The sequence below is a fragment of the Pseudomonas sp. RT6P73 genome (assembly GCF_054897715.1).
Map to the genome: position 1 here is coordinate 4,908,190 of NZ_JBUBUV010000002.1, position 17,684 is coordinate 4,925,873.

The 17,684-nt window shown below is 59.5% G+C and carries 15 protein-coding genes; 13 read left to right on the forward strand and 2 right to left on the reverse strand.

The window, feature by feature from the left end:
* The first annotated feature begins 83 nt into the window (after positions 1-83).
* The 12 genes from ACYZT6_RS22885 to ACYZT6_RS22940 all read left to right on the forward strand — a co-directional run bounded on the left by ACYZT6_RS22885 (position 84) and on the right by ACYZT6_RS22940 (position 15,256).
* A complete protein-coding gene (locus ACYZT6_RS22885; RefSeq protein WP_462030001.1) occupies positions 84-947 on the forward strand; it encodes a methyl-accepting chemotaxis protein in 864 nt (287 codons plus the stop codon).
* A gap of 169 nt (positions 948-1,116) precedes the next feature.
* Positions 1,117-2,868 carry a protein-disulfide reductase DsbD gene (locus ACYZT6_RS22890; protein WP_462028739.1) on the forward strand — a complete coding sequence of 584 codons (1,752 nt, stop codon included), beginning with the start codon at positions 1,117-1,119 and terminating at the stop codon, positions 2,866-2,868.
* A 131-nt stretch (positions 2,869-2,999) separates the two neighbouring features.
* On the forward strand, positions 3,000-3,455 hold the full coding sequence (gene aroQ, locus ACYZT6_RS22895; RefSeq protein ID WP_007947649.1) for a type II 3-dehydroquinate dehydratase: 456 nt from the start codon (positions 3,000-3,002) through the stop codon (positions 3,453-3,455).
* Between the two features lie 24 nt (positions 3,456-3,479).
* Positions 3,480-3,941: an acetyl-CoA carboxylase biotin carboxyl carrier protein gene (gene accB, locus ACYZT6_RS22900; protein ID WP_054044024.1), complete on the forward strand. Its 462-nt coding sequence runs from the start codon at positions 3,480-3,482 to the stop codon at positions 3,939-3,941.
* Between the two features lie 17 nt (positions 3,942-3,958).
* A complete protein-coding gene (gene accC / locus ACYZT6_RS22905) occupies positions 3,959-5,317 on the forward strand; it encodes an acetyl-CoA carboxylase biotin carboxylase subunit (protein WP_131058899.1) in 1,359 nt (452 codons plus the stop codon).
* Between the two features lie 265 nt (positions 5,318-5,582).
* Entirely contained in the window at positions 5,583-6,461 is an 879-nt protein-coding gene (gene prmA / locus ACYZT6_RS22910) for a 50S ribosomal protein L11 methyltransferase (protein ID WP_462028740.1), read from the forward strand.
* A gap of 30 nt (positions 6,462-6,491) precedes the next feature.
* Positions 6,492-7,709 (forward strand): DUF3426 domain-containing protein, encoded by a 1,218-nt coding sequence (locus tag ACYZT6_RS22915; RefSeq protein WP_462028741.1) that lies wholly within the window; start codon positions 6,492-6,494, stop codon positions 7,707-7,709.
* A gap of 185 nt (positions 7,710-7,894) precedes the next feature.
* Positions 7,895-8,905, forward strand: a complete 1,011-nt coding sequence (gene dusB, locus ACYZT6_RS22920; RefSeq protein WP_462028742.1) for a tRNA dihydrouridine synthase DusB — start codon at positions 7,895-7,897, stop codon at positions 8,903-8,905.
* The gene (fis, locus tag ACYZT6_RS22925) at positions 8,902-9,222 is read left to right on the forward strand and encodes a DNA-binding transcriptional regulator Fis (protein ID WP_007945216.1); all 321 of its coding nucleotides are present in this window, start codon (positions 8,902-8,904) and stop codon (positions 9,220-9,222) included. Before dusB ends, fis begins: the two co-directional genes overlap by 4 nt.
* An 81-nt stretch (positions 9,223-9,303) precedes the next feature.
* Positions 9,304-10,911, forward strand: a complete 1,608-nt coding sequence (purH, locus tag ACYZT6_RS22930; RefSeq protein ID WP_462028743.1) for a bifunctional phosphoribosylaminoimidazolecarboxamide formyltransferase/IMP cyclohydrolase — start codon at positions 9,304-9,306, stop codon at positions 10,909-10,911.
* A 172-nt stretch (positions 10,912-11,083) separates the two neighbouring features.
* Positions 11,084-12,379: a phosphoribosylamine--glycine ligase gene (purD, locus tag ACYZT6_RS22935; protein ID WP_462028744.1), complete on the forward strand. Its 1,296-nt coding sequence runs from the start codon at positions 11,084-11,086 to the stop codon at positions 12,377-12,379.
* 99 nt (positions 12,380-12,478) lie between these two features.
* Positions 12,479-15,256 carry a hybrid sensor histidine kinase/response regulator gene (locus ACYZT6_RS22940; RefSeq protein WP_462028745.1) on the forward strand — a complete coding sequence of 926 codons (2,778 nt, stop codon included), beginning with the start codon at positions 12,479-12,481 and terminating at the stop codon, positions 15,254-15,256.
* Here ACYZT6_RS22940 and ACYZT6_RS22945 read toward each other — a convergent pair.
* Together ACYZT6_RS22945 and ACYZT6_RS22950 are read right to left on the reverse strand one after the other, a co-directional pair.
* Entirely contained in the window at positions 15,244-15,981 is a 738-nt protein-coding gene (locus ACYZT6_RS22945) for a hypothetical protein (RefSeq protein WP_462028746.1), read from the reverse strand. The genes ACYZT6_RS22940 and ACYZT6_RS22945 overlap by 13 nt on opposite strands.
* 58 nt (positions 15,982-16,039) lie before the next feature.
* Positions 16,040-16,828 (reverse strand): hypothetical protein, encoded by a 789-nt coding sequence (locus ACYZT6_RS22950; RefSeq protein ID WP_462028747.1) that lies wholly within the window; start codon positions 16,826-16,828, stop codon positions 16,040-16,042.
* Positions 16,829-17,082: 254 nt separating this feature from the next.
* Between ACYZT6_RS22950 and ACYZT6_RS22955 the strand changes: the two genes are divergently transcribed.
* Positions 17,083-17,679 carry a MarC family protein gene (locus ACYZT6_RS22955; RefSeq protein ID WP_007937197.1) on the forward strand — a complete coding sequence of 199 codons (597 nt, stop codon included), beginning with the start codon at positions 17,083-17,085 and terminating at the stop codon, positions 17,677-17,679.
* Positions 17,680-17,684: the final 5 nt, after the last annotated feature.

Sequence of the window (17,684 nt, forward strand, 5' to 3'; positions counted from 1 at the left end):
GGGCCGAAGGCGACTTCAGCCAGGACATTCAATTGGGTAAAACCAATCGCGAACTGCACGACATTGAAGCGTCGCTCAATCGCATGCGTGCGTACCTGGTGGACCTGGTGGGGACCATTCGCCTGAATGCCGAGCAGGTCGCCGGCAGCAGCCGCACCCTGGCCGAGCTGAGCAACGACTTGCACAGCGGCGCCGAACACCAGGCCGGCGACACCGCGCTGATTCGTGATTCTCTCGGCGAACTGGAAGCAACGATTCAACAAGTCGCCGGCGATGCCAGCCAGGCCGCCGACGCCAGTCGCCATGCCGGATTGGCGGTTGAGCATGGCCAGAAAGTCATCGGTCTGAGCCTCACCGGCCTGCACGCGCTGGTAGGTGAAGTGCAAGGCAATGCACAGATGATCGAGCACTTGGCTGAAGAATCGGCGACCATCGGCGGCGTGTTGACGGTGATCCGCTCGATTGCCGACCAGACCAACCTGCTGGCCCTGAACGCCGCCATCGAAGCCGCCCGCGCCGGAGAAATGGGGCGCGGATTCGCGGTGGTGGCGGAAGAAGTTCGCTCACTGGCGCAACGCACGGCCGGGGCCACGGCAGAAATCCAGACCTTGATCGCCGGTCTGCAAACCGCCGCGCGGCACTCGGTGGAAGGCATGCGCGCCCAAGTCGAGCACGCCGAAGCCACGGCCAATCAGGCGCAGGCGGCCGATGGTGCACTGGATAAGATCGTCGGGGCGATCCAGACCATTTCCGACACCGCCGTACGCATCGCCGATGTCACTGCGCAGCAGAGTGGTGCTGTCAGTGAGATCCGCGATCACAGCGAGCGGATCCATCAATTGGGTGGGGATAACTTGCTGCGCATCGGTGAAGGACGCGTGCAAGGGGAGAATTTGCTGGTGCTGGGTGGGAGATTGCATACAGCCGTTCAGGCCTTTCGCGTCTGACAGACCGCCATGCCCCCGTAGGAGCGAGGCTTGCCCGCGAACCATAAGATGCGGTCATTCAGGCAGACCGCGTAATCGTTCTTCGCGGGCAAGCCTCGCTCCTACAGGGGCGGGGCAATCCGTGCGACTGTCCGCTATCATGCCTCCAATTCCGATACGCGAGATTGTCATGCGCCGTTTGCTCTGCCTGCTGCTTTTAGTGCTCGCCCTGCCGGCCACCGCCGCAGGTTTGCTGGAGAGCCGACCCAGCTCTACCCTGGGTTCGATCAACAACAGCGCCGACTTCCTGCCGGTGCGCGAGGCGTTTCAGCTGAGCCTGGTAGAAAGCACGCCACAATCGATCAAGCTGCGTTTTGTCGCGACAGAGGGTTACTACCTCTATCGTCATCGCTTTCAGTTTCGCGCCGATCCCGCCGAGGTTGGCCTTGGCGCGGCGCAATTGCCCAAGGGCGAACAGAAGCACGATGAGTACTTTGGCGATGTCGAGGTCTATCACGGCATTCTCGACATCGAAGTGCCGCGCACCGATCCCCGCGCCTTTACGCTGGCCGTGACCTATCAGGGCTGCGCCGACAAAGGCCTGTGTTATCCGCCTGAAACCGAACGCCTGATCATTGATGGCATTGGCGCACCGCCCCCCGTCACGACACAGCGCTGGAGCTGGCGCGAACTCGCCTTGTTCTTTCTCGCAGGTCTGGGCTTGACCTTCACCCCCTGTGTGCTGCCGATGCTGCCGATCCTCTCCGGCGTAGTTTTGCGCGGACAGGTCGGCGGGTTGCGCGGCTTCAATCTGTCGCTTGCTTACGTCCTGCCAATGGCCGCTTGCTTCGCCCTGCTAGGGGCGCTGATGGGGATGTTCGGCGCTCAGCTCAACCTTCAGGCGCGTCTGCAATCGGCGTGGGTTCTGGTGCCGTTCGCGATGTTTTTCGCGGTGTTTGCCCTCGCGATGTTCGGCGTGTTCGAACTCAAGTTGCCACAGGCCATCAGCAGTCGCCTGGACCGGATCGCCGGTCGCACCGAAGGCGGTTCGCTATGGGGCGCCGCGGTGCTGGGCGTGGTCTCCAGCCTGCTGGTCTCGCCCTGCGTTTCGGCACCGCTGGCCGGTGCGCTGCTTTACATCAGCGCCAGCGGCGATGCGCTGGGGGGCGGGTTGAAACTGTTCATGCTCGGCCTCGGCATGGGCGCACCGCTGCTGCTCGTGGCCACCGGTGGCGCGGCCTGGCTGCCGAAAAGCGGGCCGTGGTTGGTCTATGTGAAAAATGCGATTGGCGTGTTGTTGCTGGGATTGGCGATCGGGTTGGTCAGTCGCGTGTTGCCGGGCCAGATCACCTTGCTGCTGATCGGTTTGCTGGCCGGTGGCGTCGGCTTGTTCATGGGCGCGCTGGAGTTCGTCTACAAACCTCCTCGAAAACGCCTCGGCCAACTGCTCGGGATGTTCCTGCTGTTTTACGCACTGGCCTGTTGGTTCGGGGCGCTCAGCGGGCAGACCGACCCGCTCAACCCGATTGGTCAACCGCGCATTACTGCCGGCAACGATCAGCCGCAGAACACCAGCGCCTGGCAAACCATCAGCACCCCGGCCGACCTGGACCGGGTCCTCGCCGAGGCCAGATCCGCCGGCACCCCGCTGCTGCTCGACTGGTATGCCGACTGGTGCATCAGCTGCAAAGTCATCGAGCGCGAAGTGCTCAACGACGCCACGGTCGTCGAACGTTTGAAAGGCTATCGCCTCGTGCGCTTCGACATCACCGCCAGCAATACCGAGCAGCGCGCACTGCTCGATCGCTACAAACTGTTCGGCCCTCCAGCCCTGATGTTTTTCGGCAAGGACGGTGTCGAACGCGTCGATGTGCGAGTGATCGGTGAGATCAACGCGAAAGACTTCGCCGAACGTGTTGCGAAAGCAAATGACCGGATTTAATCACCCGGTCACATATTTCGCGCAAACATCGGCCATCGTGCTGGCTATTGCATAGAACTGGACAGTCACAAAGGCTTTGCGGCATAGTCGCCGGGTTCTGACAACTGCACACAGATAACAAGGAACAGCAGATGGCGACGCTATTGGTTCTGCACGGACCCAACCTGAACTTGCTCGGCACCCGCGAACCGGGCACCTATGGCGCTACGACACTGGCGCAGATCAACCAGGATTTGGAACGCCGTGCCCGTGAAGCCGGCCACCATTTGCTGCACCTGCAAAGCAACGCCGAGTACGAATTGATTGACCGCATCCACGCCGCTCGCGGCGAAGGTGTGGACTTCATTCTGATCAACCCAGCAGCTTTTACGCACACAAGTGTCGCATTACGTGACGCGCTGCTGGCGGTGAGCATCCCATTCATCGAAGTGCATTTGTCTAACGTGCACAAACGCGAACCTTTCCGCCATCACTCTTACTTCTCCGATGTAGCGGTGGGAGTGATCTGCGGCCTTGGCGCCAGCGGTTATCGACTGGCCCTGGAGGCTGCACTAGAGCAGCTTGAACAACAAGCTATACGCCCCTGACCGACCCTTGGGAGTTGATGATTCATGGATATCCGTAAAGTTAAGAAACTGATCGAACTGCTGGAAGAGTCCGGCATCGACGAGCTCGAGATCAAGGAAGGCGAAGAGTCCGTACGCATCAGCCGTCACAGCAAGACCCCGGCTCAGCAGTACTACGCTCCTGCGCCAATGCACGCTCCGGCTCCAGCGCCTGTTGCTGCCGCCCCGGTTGCCGCTGCAGCGCCTGCTGCTCCCGCTGCGCCAGTTCTGAACGGCACCGTTGCCCGTTCGCCGATGGTCGGCACCTTCTATCGCAAATCTTCGCCAAGCTCGCCGTCCTTCGTTGAAGTCGGCCAGACCGTGAAGAAAGGCGACACCCTGTGCATCGTCGAAGCCATGAAGATGATGAACCACATCGAAGCTGAAACCAGCGGTGTGATCGAATCCATCCTCGTCGAAGACGGCCAGCCGGTTGAGTACGACCAACCGCTGTTCACCATCGTTTGAACCGCGGAGAAACTTTGATGACTGCGAAGTTGGAAAAAGTTCTGATCGCCAACCGCGGTGAGATCGCCCTGCGAATCCTGCGCGCCTGCAAAGAGATGGGCATCAAGACCGTCGCCGTGTACTCCACGGCTGACAAAGAGCTGATGCACCTGGGCCTGGCAGACGAATCCGTCTGCATCGGTCCGGCCTCGGCTGCAAAGTCTTACCTGCATATCCCGGCGATCATCGCGGCCGCTGAAGTGACCGGCGCTACCGCCATTCACCCAGGCTACGGTTTCCTTGCGGAAAACGCTGATTTCGCTGAACAGGTCGAGAACTCCGGCTTCGCGTTCATTGGCCCGAAAGCCGACACCATTCGCCTGATGGGCGACAAGGTTTCGGCCAAGCACGCCATGATCGCTGCGGGCGTTCCAACCGTTCCGGGCTCCGACGGCCCACTGCCTGAAGACGAAGAAACCGCTCTGCGCATCGGTCGCGAAGTCGGTTACCCGGTGATCATCAAAGCCGCTGGCGGCGGTGGTGGTCGCGGCATGCGCGTTGTGCATAAAGAAGAAGACCTGATCTCCTTCGCCAAACTGACCCGCACCGAAGCTGGCGCGGCGTTCGGCAACCCGATGGTCTATCTGGAAAAATTCCTGACCAACCCACGTCACGTGGAAGTCCAGGTGCTTTCCGACGGCCAGGGCCACGCTATCCATCTGGGCGACCGCGATTGCTCGCTGCAACGTCGTCACCAGAAGGTTCTCGAAGAAGCGCCGGCACCGGGTATCGACGAGAAGGCACGGGCTGAAGTCCTCGCACGCTGTGTCAAGGCTTGCATCGACATCAACTACCGTGGTGCAGGTACTTTCGAGTTCCTGTACGAGAACGGCGCGTTCTATTTCATTGAAATGAACACCCGCGTTCAGGTTGAGCACCCGGTTTCGGAAATGGTCACCGGCATCGACATCGTCAAGGAGATGCTCAGCATCGCCGCTGGCAACAAGTTGTCGTATACCCAGGAAGACGTGGTTATCCGCGGTCATGCACTGGAATGCCGGATCAACGCCGAAGACCCGAAAACCTTCATGCCGAGCCCAGGCACGGTCAAGCATTTCCACGCTCCAGGCGGCAACGGCGTTCGCGTCGATTCGCACCTGTACAGTGGCTATGCCGTTCCGCCGAACTACGACTCGTTGATCGGCAAGCTGATCACCTACGGCGCAACCCGTGATGAAGCGTTGGCGCGCATGCGTAATGCGCTGGACGAAATCGTTGTCGACGGGATCAAGACCAACATCCCGCTGCACCGCGACCTGGTCCGCGATGAAGGCTTCTGCAAAGGTGGGATCAACATCCACTACCTGGAACACAAGCTGGCTGGCGACAAGCACTAAGCTTTAGCCGGTCAACAAAGCCGCCCTCGGGCGGCTTTGTTGTTTCTGGAGGTTTCATATCCCCTCTGTAGGAGCGAGGCTTGCCCGCGAACCAAACGCCGCGGTGTTTCAGACCTACCATGCCATCGTTCTTCGCGGGCAAGCCTCGCTCCTACGAAGAGCACGCATGTGTCGGTCTTGTCGTCTTCTGTCGCGCGCTCGCGTAAACTTGCGCGCTTCTCGCAGCCCGCTAGGCTGCAATCAATATATTTCAAAGGTGCCCGCCATGCCTTGGCTGCAAGTCCGTCTCGCCATCAGCCCAGAACAAGCCGAAACCTACGAAGACGCGTTCCTTGAAGTGGGCGCCGTGTCGGTGACCTTCATGGACGCCGAAGACCAGCCGATCTTCGAGCCAGAACTCAATACCACGCCGCTGTGGTCGCATACGCACCTGCTTGCCCTGTTCGAAGGTGGCACCGAAGCCGCCAGCGTGCTGGCCCATCTCGAGCTGCTGACCGGCAGCCCGCTGCCCGAGCATCACAGCGAAGTGATCGAAGACCAGGACTGGGAACGCAGTTGGATGGACGATTTCCAGCCAATGCGCTTCGGTCAGCGCCTGTGGATCGTTCCAAGCTGGCACGCTGCCCCTGAACCCGACGCCGTGAACATTCTGCTGGACCCGGGCCTGGCGTTCGGCACCGGCACCCACCCGACCACCGCGCTGTGCCTGGAATGGCTCGACGGTCAGGATCTCAAAGACTGCAACGTCCTCGACTTCGGTTGCGGCTCGGGGATTCTGGCGATTGCCGCCCTGTTGCTGGGCGCCAAGCAAGCTGTCGGCACCGACATCGACGTGCAGGCTCTGGAAGCGTCCCGCGACAACGCCGGGCGCAACAACATTGCCGAAGCACTCTTCCCGCTGTACCTGCCGGAAGATCTGCCGCAGGTTCAGGCCGATGTGCTGGTGGCCAACATTCTTGCCGGCCCGCTGGTTTCCCTGGCGCCACAATTGTCCAGCCTGGTCAAACCCGGTGGTCGCCTGGCGCTGTCGGGCATACTCGCCGAGCAGGGTGAAGAAGTCGCCAAAGCCTACGCCCAGGACTTCGATCTGGACCCGATCGCCAATCGCGATGGCTGGGTGCGTATCACTGGCCGTCGGCGCTAGAATGAACGCCTGCATAAACCGGATCGCCGCATGACCGACAGCTTCGTCACCCAGTGCCCGCATTGCCAAACCAGCTTCCGCGTCAGCCATGCTCAATTGAGCGTGGCCCGCGGAGTGGTTCGTTGCGGCTCGTGTTTGCAGGTGTTCAACGCCGCCAAGCAGTTGCTTGAGCAACGAGCCGGCAAGGAAGCTGTCGAACCGGTCGCTCCGGACATCGTCGAACCGCCGGCACAGCGCGCCATCAGCCAAAAGCAGTGGTCCGCCACCGAACTGGATCTGGACAGCCTGGACCTGGACGAAGAACTCGCCCGGCTCGAACAGCGGGAAATCCAGCCGACCACGGAGTTCGGCCGGCAGCGCGAAGACAGCCTCAGCGCTCGACGCGACTCTGTCGAGCACGACGATGAGCCCTGGTCCGACAGCCTCTTCAGCGAATCGGCGGCTGACCGCGCCCAGGTGGTCGAAGCCGACCAACCGGAAACGCAGACAGAACCGGGCAAAAACTCGCGCACTGAACCTTCGTTCTCGCTGGAACCGGTTGATCTGGACGAGGAGCCCCAGGCGCCGCAACTGCGCCTGAATGATCCGCTCGACATGCCGCTGCACCATGATCGTCTGTCGGCAACCGATGCACCTGACGACGACTTGCCCCCGATTGCCCCCCTGCGCAAGCGACACGTACGCAGCGAGTCGACCGAGCGTGCCGACGCCTTGCAGGACCTGACCGACGACCCGCTGCAACTGGATTGGGAAAAACGTCGCTCCCCTTGGGGCCGACGGCTTTTCTGGTTGCTGCTGGTGCTGCTCGGTGCTGCCGCTCTCGGCGGCCAATACATCGCTTACCACTTCGATGAACTGGCACGTCAGGACCAGTACCGTCCCTGGTTCCAGCAACTGTGCCCGCAACTCGGTTGCACGGTGCCATCGAAAGTAGACATCGCAAAGATCAAAAGCAGCAACCTGGTGGTACGCAGCCACCCGGAGTTCAATGGAGCGTTGGTGGTCGACGCGATCATCTACAACCGTGCGCCCTTCTCCCAGCCCTTCCCGCTGCTGGAACTGCGCTTCGCCGACCTTAACGGCCACCTGATCGCCAGCCGTCGCTTCAAGCCCGGCGAATACCTCAACGGCGACCTCGAGGGCATGGCGGAGATGCCGCCGCAAACGCCGATCCACATCGCACTGGATATCCTCGATCCAGGCTCCAAAGCGGTGAATTACAGTCTGAGCTTCCATTCGCCCGAGTGAAACGCTTCAGTGTTACGGCTTTGACGGCATATTTCTGACTTCGACCGCTCATACCAAACCGCTGGCGATAACAGAATTACTGTTCAGATTTTGTTCAATTCAGCCTTTATCCAGTCATCGAGAGCGGGTATCATGCCAACCCTTTTTCGAACTCTCATGATCCGGCCCCACAACAGGGAAGTCCTATGTCGGCGGTACGCATCGGTCCATATACATTGCACAACGGCTTGATTCTCGCCCCCATGGCGGGCGTCACCGACCAGCCCTTTCGTCAGCTGTGCAAGCGACTGGGCGCAGGGCTTGTAGTCTCGGAAATGGTCACCAGCGACATGAGTTTGTGGAACACCCGCAAATCGCGGATGCGCATGATCCACGAAGGTGATCCCGAGCCACGCTCGGTCCAGATCGCCGGGGGTGATGCACAGATGCTGGCGGATGCGGCCCGGGCCAACGTCGAACTGGGCGCACAGATTATTGACATCAACATGGGCTGTCCGGCGAAGAAGGTCTGCAACAAGGCTGCCGGGTCCGCGCTGTTGAAGGATGAAGCATTGGTGACCGAGATCCTGCAAGCCGTGGTGGCTGCGGTTGATGTGCCGGTCACCTTGAAGATCCGTACCGGCTGGGACCGGGACAACAAGAACGGCCTGACGGTGGCGAAAATCGCCGAGCAGGCAGGCATTACGGCGTTGGCGGTCCATGGCCGCACCCGTGCCGATCTGTACACCGGTGAAGCCGAGTACGACACCATCGCCGCGATCAAGCAGGCGGTGTCGATCCCGGTCTTCGCCAACGGCGATATCGATTCACCCGAGAAGGCCCGGTACGTGCTCGACGCGACCGGTGCCGATGGTCTGTTGATAGGCCGGGCTGCCCAGGGGCGGCCATGGATTTTTCGCGAGATCGATCATTTCCTGCGTACCGGCGAAAAACTCCCGGCGCTGGAACTGACCGAGGTGGAACGCATTCTGCTAGAGCATCTGGCTGCGCTGCACGTCTTCTATGGAGACGTCATGGGCGTCCGTATCGCTCGAAAGCATGTGGGCTGGTATCTCGCAACCTTGCCGGGCGCCAGGGAGTTTCGCGCCCACTTCAATCGTTTGGAAGATACGGAAGCACAATGCGCCAACGTTCAGGGCTTCTTCGCCGAACGTTATAAGAGCCTGACAGGGGACGGAGAAGGGGTGGCCGCATGACGATGATGACCGAGACTTTAGTGAGTGGAACAGCACCCGTGAGCGACAACGTGAATTTGAAACAGCACCTCAATACGCCCAGCGAAGAAGGTCAGACCCTTCGCGGGAGTGTCGAGAAGGCGCTGCACAATTATTTCGCCCACCTTGAAGGCGCTGCCGTCACGGATGTGTACAACCTGGTGCTCTCCGAAGTCGAGGCGCCCCTGCTCGAGTGCGTGATGAACTACGTCAAGGGCAACCAGACCAAGGCCAGTGAGCTGCTCGGGCTGAACCGAGGCACGCTGCGCAAGAAACTCAAGCAGTACGATTTGCTGTAAGCATTCAATCAAACCAGAAAGGCGCCCGCGTAAAACCGGTCGCCTTTTTTGCTGACTCCTTTGCTTTTGATGGAAATTGAAATGACCGACCAGACTACCCGCCTGCCGATCCGCCGCGCCTTGATCAGCGTTTCCGACAAGACCGGGATCCTCGAATTCGCCAAAGAGCTTGAAGCCCTGGGCGTCGAGATCCTCTCCACCGGCGGAACGTTCAAGCTGCTGCGCGACAACGGTGTTGCCGCAGTGGAAGTCGCGGATTACACCGGTTTCGCAGAGATGATGGACGGTCGGGTCAAGACCCTGCACCCGAAAATCCACGGCGGGATCCTCGGTCGTCGCGGTATCGATGACGCCATCATGAACGAGCACGGCATCAAGCCGATCGACCTGGTCGCGGTCAATCTGTACCCGTTCGAAGCCACCATCAACAAACCAGGCTGTGACCTGCCGACCGCCATCGAAAACATCGACATCGGCGGCCCGACCATGGTCCGTTCGGCAGCAAAAAACCATAAAGACGTGGCCATAGTGGTCAATGCCAGCGACTACGCCAACGTGCTGGAAAGCCTGAAGGCCGGCGGCCTGACTTACGCTCAGCGTTTCGACCTGATGCTCAAGGCCTTCGAACACACCGCGGCCTATGACGGCATGATCGCCAACTACATGGGCACCGTGAACCAGGCGGCTGACACCCTCAGCACTGAAGGTCGCAGCGAATTCCCGCGCACCTTCAACAGCCAGTTCGTCAAGGCGCAGGAAATGCGCTACGGCGAGAACCCGCACCAGAGCGCGGCGTTCTACGTGGAAGCCAAGCCTGCAGAAGTCGGCATCGCCACCGCGACCCAACTGCAAGGCAAAGAACTGTCGTACAACAACGTGGCCGACACCGACGCCGCGCTGGAATGCGTAAAGAGCTTCGTCAAACCGGCCTGCGTGATCGTCAAGCACGCCAACCCGTGCGGCGTTGCGGTCAGCCCGGACGCTGAAGGCGGTATCCGTCAGGCTTACGAACTGGCGTACGCCACCGACACCGAGTCGGCGTTCGGCGGCATCATCGCGTTCAACCGCGAACTGGATGCTGAAACTGCCAAGGCGATCGTCGAGCGCCAGTTCGTTGAAGTGATCATCGCGCCAAGCGTCAGCGAAGAAGCCCGCGCCATCGTGGCGGCAAAAGCCAACGTGCGCCTGCTGGCCTGCGGCGAGTGGTCGTCTGACCGCGCCGCTGCCTGGGACTACAAACGCGTCAACGGCGGTTTGCTGGTACAGAGCCGCGACATCGGCATGATCGGCAGTGAAGACCTGAAAGTCGTGACCAAGCGTGCTCCGACCGAACAGGAAATCAATGACCTGATCTTCGCCTGGAAAGTCGCCAAATACGTTAAATCCAACGCCATTGTCTACGCCAAGAACCGTCAGACCATCGGCGTCGGCGCTGGCCAGATGAGCCGCGTGAACTCCGCGCGTATCGCCGCGATCAAGGCTGAACATGCCGGTTTGCAGGTGGCGGGTTCGGTCATGGCATCCGACGCGTTCTTCCCGTTCCGCGACGGCCTGGACAACGCGGCCAAGGTCGGCATCACTGCGGTGATCCAGCCGGGTGGTTCGATGCGTGATAACGAAGTGATTGCTGCTGCCGATGAAGCGGGCATCGCCATGGTATTCACCGGCATGCGCCACTTCCGTCACTGAGTTGCGGCAGCTACAAGCTTTAAGCTGCAAGCGGCAAGTAAGAGCAGACAGGTGCCGTTCTTTCTTGCTGGTGCGGCCTTATTAATTTAGAGCCATGAGCTGTAAATAAGAGCCGCGCCTACCGCTCTTACTTGCAGCTTGTAGCTTGCAGCTTCTCCGAAGGAGTCTCTCTTTGAATATTTTGATCATTGGCAGCGGTGGCCGTGAACACGCACTGGCCTGGAAAGTGGCTCAGGATCCGCGTGTGCAGAAAGTGTTTGTTGCCCCGGGCAACGCCGGCACCGCCATTGAAGCCAAGTGCGAGAACGTCGCTATCGACGTACTGGCCCTTGAGCAGCTGGCAGATTTTGCCGAGAAGAACGTTTCCCTGACCATCGTTGGCCCGGAAGTGCCGCTGGTTGCCGGTGTTGTCGATCTGTTCCGCTCCCGCGGCCTGGATTGCTTCGGCCCGACGGCCGGCGCCGCCCAACTGGAAGGTTCGAAAGCCTTCACCAAGGATTTCCTGGCGCGCCACAAGATCCCGACGGCCGATTACCAGAACTTCACCGAGATCGAGCCGGCCCTGGCTTATCTGCGTGAAAAAGGCGCGCCGATCGTGATCAAGGCCGATGGCCTGGCCGCCGGTAAAGGCGTGATCGTAGCGATGACCCTGACCGAAGCCGAAGACGCGGTGCGCGACATGCTCGCGGGCAATGCGTTCGGCGACGCCGGTTCCCGTGTCGTGATCGAAGAATTCCTCGACGGCGAAGAAGCCAGCTTCATCGTCATGGTCGACGGCAAGAACGTGCTGCCGATGGCCACCAGCCAGGACCACAAACGCGTCGGCGACGGCGACACCGGTCCGAACACTGGCGGTATGGGTGCTTACTCCCCTGCCCCGGTGGTCACCCCCGATGTCCATCAGCGGGTCATGGACCTGGTGATCTGGCCGACCGTGCGCGGCATGGCCGATGAAGGCAACGTCTACACCGGTTTCCTGTATGCCGGCCTGATGATCGACAAGGCTGGTAACCCAAAAGTTATCGAGTTCAACTGCCGTTTCGGTGATCCTGAGACCCAACCGGTGATGCTGCGTTTGCAGTCGAGCCTGGTATTGCTGGTCGAAGCGGCCCTGGCGCAAGCTCTGGACAAGGTCGAAGCACAATGGGATCCACGTCCGAGCGTCGGTATCGTACTGGCTGCGGGCGGCTATCCTGGCGACTACGCTAAAGGCGTTGCCATCAACGGTCTGGATGCAGCCGCCGCGCTGGAAGGTAAAGTCTTCCACGCCGGTACTGCACTCAAGGACGGTCAAGTGGTGACGGCCGGTGGTCGTGTGCTTTGCGCAACCGCCATGGGCGCCAGCGTTGATGCTGCCCAGCAGCAGGCTTACAAACTGGCGGCAAAGATTGACTGGGAAGGCTGTTTCTATCGCAAGGACATTGGCTACCGTGCCATTGCCCGCGAGCGTGGCGAAAATCAGGAATAAGCGATCCGTTCGGCAGGGCTTGGGCTTCAGGCCCTTGCCGGACTGTTCCGGCGCCGCGCATAGTTATAATCTGGCATCAACCTACGAAGGGATTTCGCCGTGCGCTGGCTCAGGATTGCCATAGGTTTAACCGTCACGTTGCTGACCTTGCTCTGCATGCTCCCGGCCCAGGCCGCGCAAGGCAGTGGCTGGGCGGTATTGCTTGACGAACAGGGCGACCTGCAGCTGAGCGACATCCGTTCCGCTCGCTACACCAATCAATTCAGCCCCACCGAACTCGACCGCCTCACCGCGGCCGAGCCCGAAGGTGCGTTGTGGCTGCGTTTCAGGCTCGCGCCCGGCAAGCACGAACAATTGCTGCGCGTGTTCGCCCCCGACCTGTCGCGCCTCAATCTTTATGTGCTCGACGGCGACACGCTGATCGATCAATTGAACACCGGCACCGGCCAGCCCCAGACTGACCGCCCCCTGCCCAGCAGCGATTTCATGTTGCCGCTGCCGCAGAGCGACAAACCCCTCGACGTCTACCTGCGACTGGTGTCCGAACACCAGTTACGGCCGTACATCACCCTGCAATCGGCAGTCATGACTGCGGCCAATCAGAACCAGATGCTGATTTACGGCCTGCTGTTCGGTTGTATCGGCATGCTGATCCTGCACAACCTCGTCCGCTATGCCTATACCCGCTCGCGCAGCAGCGTCTGGCTGGCCGGATGCGAAGCCTTGTTGATGCTCAGTCTGTTGCTGTTGCTGAATCTGGCAGGGCCATGGCTACCCAACTGGCACGCGGTGCAGACGCCCGGCGCTTATCTCGCCTTGTTGCTGACGGCGCCCTGCGGCCTGATGTTCGCCTATCGCTTCTTCGCCCCGCTCGGGTCGCACCCGCTGAACAAGCTGTTGCTGGGGGACATTCTGTTCATCGTGGTCTGCGGCTTGCTGCTGCTGTTCGTCAACACGCTGCCGCTGAACATCATTACCTACGCCCTGGTCGCCCTGGCGGGCCTGAGCATGTTGTTCGTCGGCGCCTATCACTGGCAAAAGGGTTATCGCCCGGCGCGTCTGTTCGTGGCGGCGATGGTGGTGTTCAACATTGGTACGCTGATCATGTTGCCCGCCCTGCTGGGGCTGACCCTGGTCGCGCCTCAAGGCCTGATCATCACGCTGCTGGTGTTCATCTGCATCAGCGGCCTGTTGATGAGCATTGCACTGGGCGAACGTCAGCGCAGCATCACTGAAGATCGTTTCAGCGTCAGCCGCGACCTGGCGGCCAGCAATGCAGAGATCAACGCCAAGGCCGAGTTCCTGGCGAAGATCAGCCACGAAATCCGTACCCCGATGAACGGCGTTCTGGGCATGACCGAATTGCTGTTGGGCACACCGTTGTCAGTCAAGCAGCGTGACTATGTGCAGACCATCCACAGCGCCGGCAACGAACTGCTGACCCTGATCAACGAGATTCTCGACATCTCCAAGCTCGAGTCCGGGCAGATCGAACTGGACGACGTGCAATTTGATCTCAACGCCTTGATCGAAGACTGCCTGAGCATCTTCCGCGCCAAGGCCGAACAGCAGAACGTCGAGTTGATCAGTTTCATCCAGCCGCAAGTGCCGCGCGTGATCAGCGGTGACCCGACACGTCTGCGCCAGACCTTGCTGAGCCTGCTGGAAAACGCCCTGAAGAAAACCGATGAGGGCGAGATCCTGATCGTCGTCGCCCTCGACGAACGCAGCGCCAAACCGCGCCTGCGCATCGCCGTGCAGGACAGCGGTGTGCCGATGGAGGCCGAAGAGCGCGACGCACTGATGCACGCCGAACTGCACAGCAAACACTTCCTCTCCGCGACCAGCCTGGGCGGCAATCTGGGGCTGGTGATTGCCCGTCAACTGATCCGTTTGATGCAAGGGGAATTCGGTATCAAGAGCGGTGCCAACCAGGGCAGCACCTTGTGGCTGACCTTGCCGCTGGACCCTGATCGTCTCGAGCACCCGACCTCCGACCTCGACGGGCCGCTGCAAGGTGCGCGCGTGCTGGTGGTGGACGATAACGACACCTGCCGCAAAGTGCTGGTGCAGCAATGCAGCGCCTGGGGCCTGAACGTCAGCGCCGTGCCATCCGGTAAAGAGGCGCTGGCGCTGCTGCGCACCAAGGCACACCTGCGCGATTATTTCGACGTGGTCCTGCTGGATCAGAACATGCCCGGCATGACCGGCATGCAACTGGCGGCCAAGATCAAGGAAGACCCGAGCCTGAACCACGACATTCTGTTGATCATGCTCACCGGCATCAGCAACGCGCCGAGCAAGATCATCGCGCGCAACTCGGGGATCAAACGCATCCTCGCCAAACCGGTGGCTGGCTACACCCTCAAGACCACCCTGGCGGACGAGCTGAACCAGCGCAACAAGGGCCCGGCCTTCTCGCAGCATCTGCCCACCGGCCCGACGCTGCCGGTCAAGGTGCCGAGTGATTTCCGTATCCTGGTGGCCGAAGACAACAACATCTCGACCAAGGTTATTCGCGGCATGCTCGGCAAGCTCAACCTGCAACCGGACACCGCCAGCAATGGCGAAGAAGCCTTGCAGGCAATGAAAGCCCAGCGTTATGACCTGGTCCTGATGGACTGTGAAATGCCGATTCTCGATGGTTTCTCTGCCACCCAGCAGCTGCGTGCCTGGGAAGTCGGCAACCAGCGGATTCGCACGCCAGTAGTGGCGCTGACTGCACACATCCTGGCCGAGCATAAAGAGCGTGCACGCCAGGCCGGCATGGACGGTCACATGGCCAAACCGGTCGAACTGTCGCAGTTGCGCGATTTGATCGAGCATTGGGTTGCGCAACGGGATCAGCAGAATCGGGCGACGGCTCAGATCTCCTGAGCAGCCTTGTGGTGCAATTCGATCAGACCCGAGGCATCGTCGCTCAGGCTCAGCATCGCAACCTGACCCGCAAGCTTTTCCCTGATTTTGGAGGCGACAGCCTCACGCGCAGGACCGTAGAGGACTTCGGAGAGATTGGCCCGAGCGTAACGCATGCTGACAACGCCTTGCACATCCTCGGCCCGATACAACTGCGCCAAAGGATTGGGGCTAATCACTAGAGGAGTATTGAACTCCACGTACACGCTTGTCATCGAGGTCGGCGTTCTCGCCAGAATCACCAGCAGACGCACAACCTTGGCTGGCGCAGTCAATTCAGTTGATTCATCTACGTACGCTTTTTGCACGTGACTGCGCAGCAAGCTCATTGCAGGCTCAGTGCCCGGCACATTCGCCACCCGCGCCAATGTTGCGGCCACCACTCGCCCTTCGTCTGAAGCACCCTTTGCCATCGCAGCGGCAACCCGGTCGATCGCGGATTCGCCGCAGTGTTGGGTGATAAGCCTTTCCTCTCGCGCCTTTGTATGCCGCAGCCAGAAATCATCCAAAACGGCCACATAGGCGTTGTACCAATCAGTCGCCGATTCTTTTTCAACCTGTTTATTGGCAACCAACTGCGCCAGGAATAGTGAATTGACCAAATCATCATGAGCTGCCAACCCATCAGATGCAGGTACAATCACGATAGCATTCCCAACAATCACCACTGAGTAATCGCCACTCATATTGTCCACTCTTCAATAAAGAAGGATGGTCTATAATCGACCACCCTTCCTCATTCAATTAGATGTCATAGTCAGCAATTTTGCCGGAATGAGCGATTAGTTTGTTCGCAATAAGATCACGAGTGGCTTTGGCGACCAGATCATTTTTTTCAAATACTGCCTCACCGCGATACAGTTTCACTTCACGAGTATCCACATCCACAAACAACACTTTGTGCGAACCGTTCCTGCGTAAGAACCGCACCGCACCGAGCGCCATCGTGGCGACGCCATTATTTTCAATGCACGCACCGGCCGATATTCCGCCTACGCCGTGCTGCAACAGATTTCGCTCATAAACGGTCAGTGCCGTATCGCGTTTCTGCAGGGCGGTAATCGCATCTCCCGCCACTTTCAGCATTAATGCAGTCGTCGGACCCGGCAGCGCAACACCTGCGACTACGGAGCCAAGAATCTCCAACACCAGTTTGTCCATGCGAACACTGGTTCCGCTAATATTCAAGTCATTGTAGTAAAGGCTGATGCTCGACCAACCCGCTTTGCCCATGACTTCCTTAAACAGCTCATACCATTCTTTGCCCTGGTAGTCCTCCGGAAATTTCTTGTTCGCTACCAGGGTCGCATACAGATAGGCATTCTGCGCATCCGACCGGTTTTCACCACTGAGGCCACTGCTGAAGGACAACACGCCTTCGCCCACAATAGAGGCTTTCGATGGCTCTGCAACGTTGTCACCCACCGAAAACTTATTGCGAGGGCGAATAGTCAACACCTCATCAATCTCATATCCCTGCAAACATTTAATACAGTCAGAAATATAGTGCTCGCTAAAGACTTGGTTATTCACAACAAACTCCTTTTTAATAGTTAGGCCGGCTCTTCATGAACTGGCGAACAAACAATAACCAAACAAACCAACACTAACAAACGCAAATATGTAACACCGTATCCGCCAACTATTAAACCAACTATCAAGCCAACCAACCTTAGATCAGCCTCCTAGCAAACACTAAAATCCTAAAGTATTTGACGCCGATACCCACACGCAATTGATCGACTGATAGACTTCGCCTCACCACCCTCTTGCTGCGAGCCGAAATCATGCTCCACGTGTTATTCAGCGTTTACCTGAAGATGCTGGTGCTCTACAGCCCGTTCTTCGTGTTGTCGTGCTTCATCAGCCTGACCCGCGGTTATTCACGCAAGGAACAACGGCGACTGGCCTGGAAAGTGGCAACCGCCACACTGGTGTCCAGCGTCTTGCTGTATTTGTTCGGGCGGGTAATTTTCAGTGTCTTTGGCATCACCGTGGACGCGTTCCGCATCGGTGCCGGCAGCGTGCTGTTTATCTCGGCGCTGGGCATGGCCCAGGGCAAGTCGGCGGTGCAGACTGACAACGTGCAGCAGGACGTGACCATCGTCCCGCTGACCATTCCATTGACGGTCGGCCCCGGCACCATTGGTGCCTTGCTAGTCATGGGCGTGAGCCAGCCGCATTGGGACGACAAACTCACGGCCATTCTCAGTATTGCCCTGGCCAGTTTTACGGTCGGCGTGGTGCTTTACCTGTCCAACCGTATCGAGCGAATTCTCGGTGACCAGGGCTTGCAGATTGTCAGCCGGTTGATGGGACTATTCGTGTGCGCGCTGGCGGCACAGATTATCTTCACGGGCGTGAAAGGTTATCTGGTGCCGTAGTCAGC

Coding starts and splice junctions, on each gene's coding strand:
- ACYZT6_RS22885 (WP_462030001.1), top strand. CDS start 84: ATGCGTGCGTACCTGGTGGACCTGGTGGGGACCATTCGCCTGAATGCC.
- ACYZT6_RS22890 (WP_462028739.1), top strand. CDS start 1,117: ATGCGCCGTTTGCTCTGCCTGCTGCTTTTAGTGCTCGCCCTGCCGGCC.
- aroQ (WP_007947649.1), top strand. CDS start 3,000: ATGGCGACGCTATTGGTTCTGCACGGACCCAACCTGAACTTGCTCGGC.
- accB (WP_054044024.1), top strand. CDS start 3,480: ATGGATATCCGTAAAGTTAAGAAACTGATCGAACTGCTGGAAGAGTCC.
- accC (WP_131058899.1), top strand. CDS start 3,959: ATGACTGCGAAGTTGGAAAAAGTTCTGATCGCCAACCGCGGTGAGATC.
- prmA (WP_462028740.1), top strand. CDS start 5,583: ATGCCTTGGCTGCAAGTCCGTCTCGCCATCAGCCCAGAACAAGCCGAA.
- ACYZT6_RS22915 (WP_462028741.1), top strand. CDS start 6,492: ATGACCGACAGCTTCGTCACCCAGTGCCCGCATTGCCAAACCAGCTTC.
- dusB (WP_462028742.1), top strand. CDS start 7,895: ATGTCGGCGGTACGCATCGGTCCATATACATTGCACAACGGCTTGATT.
- fis (WP_007945216.1), top strand. CDS start 8,902: ATGACGATGATGACCGAGACTTTAGTGAGTGGAACAGCACCCGTGAGC.
- purH (WP_462028743.1), top strand. CDS start 9,304: ATGACCGACCAGACTACCCGCCTGCCGATCCGCCGCGCCTTGATCAGC.
- ACYZT6_RS22945 (WP_462028746.1), bottom strand. CDS start 15,981: ATGAGTGGCGATTACTCAGTGGTGATTGTTGGGAATGCTATCGTGATT.
- ACYZT6_RS22955 (WP_007937197.1), top strand. CDS start 17,083: ATGCTCCACGTGTTATTCAGCGTTTACCTGAAGATGCTGGTGCTCTAC.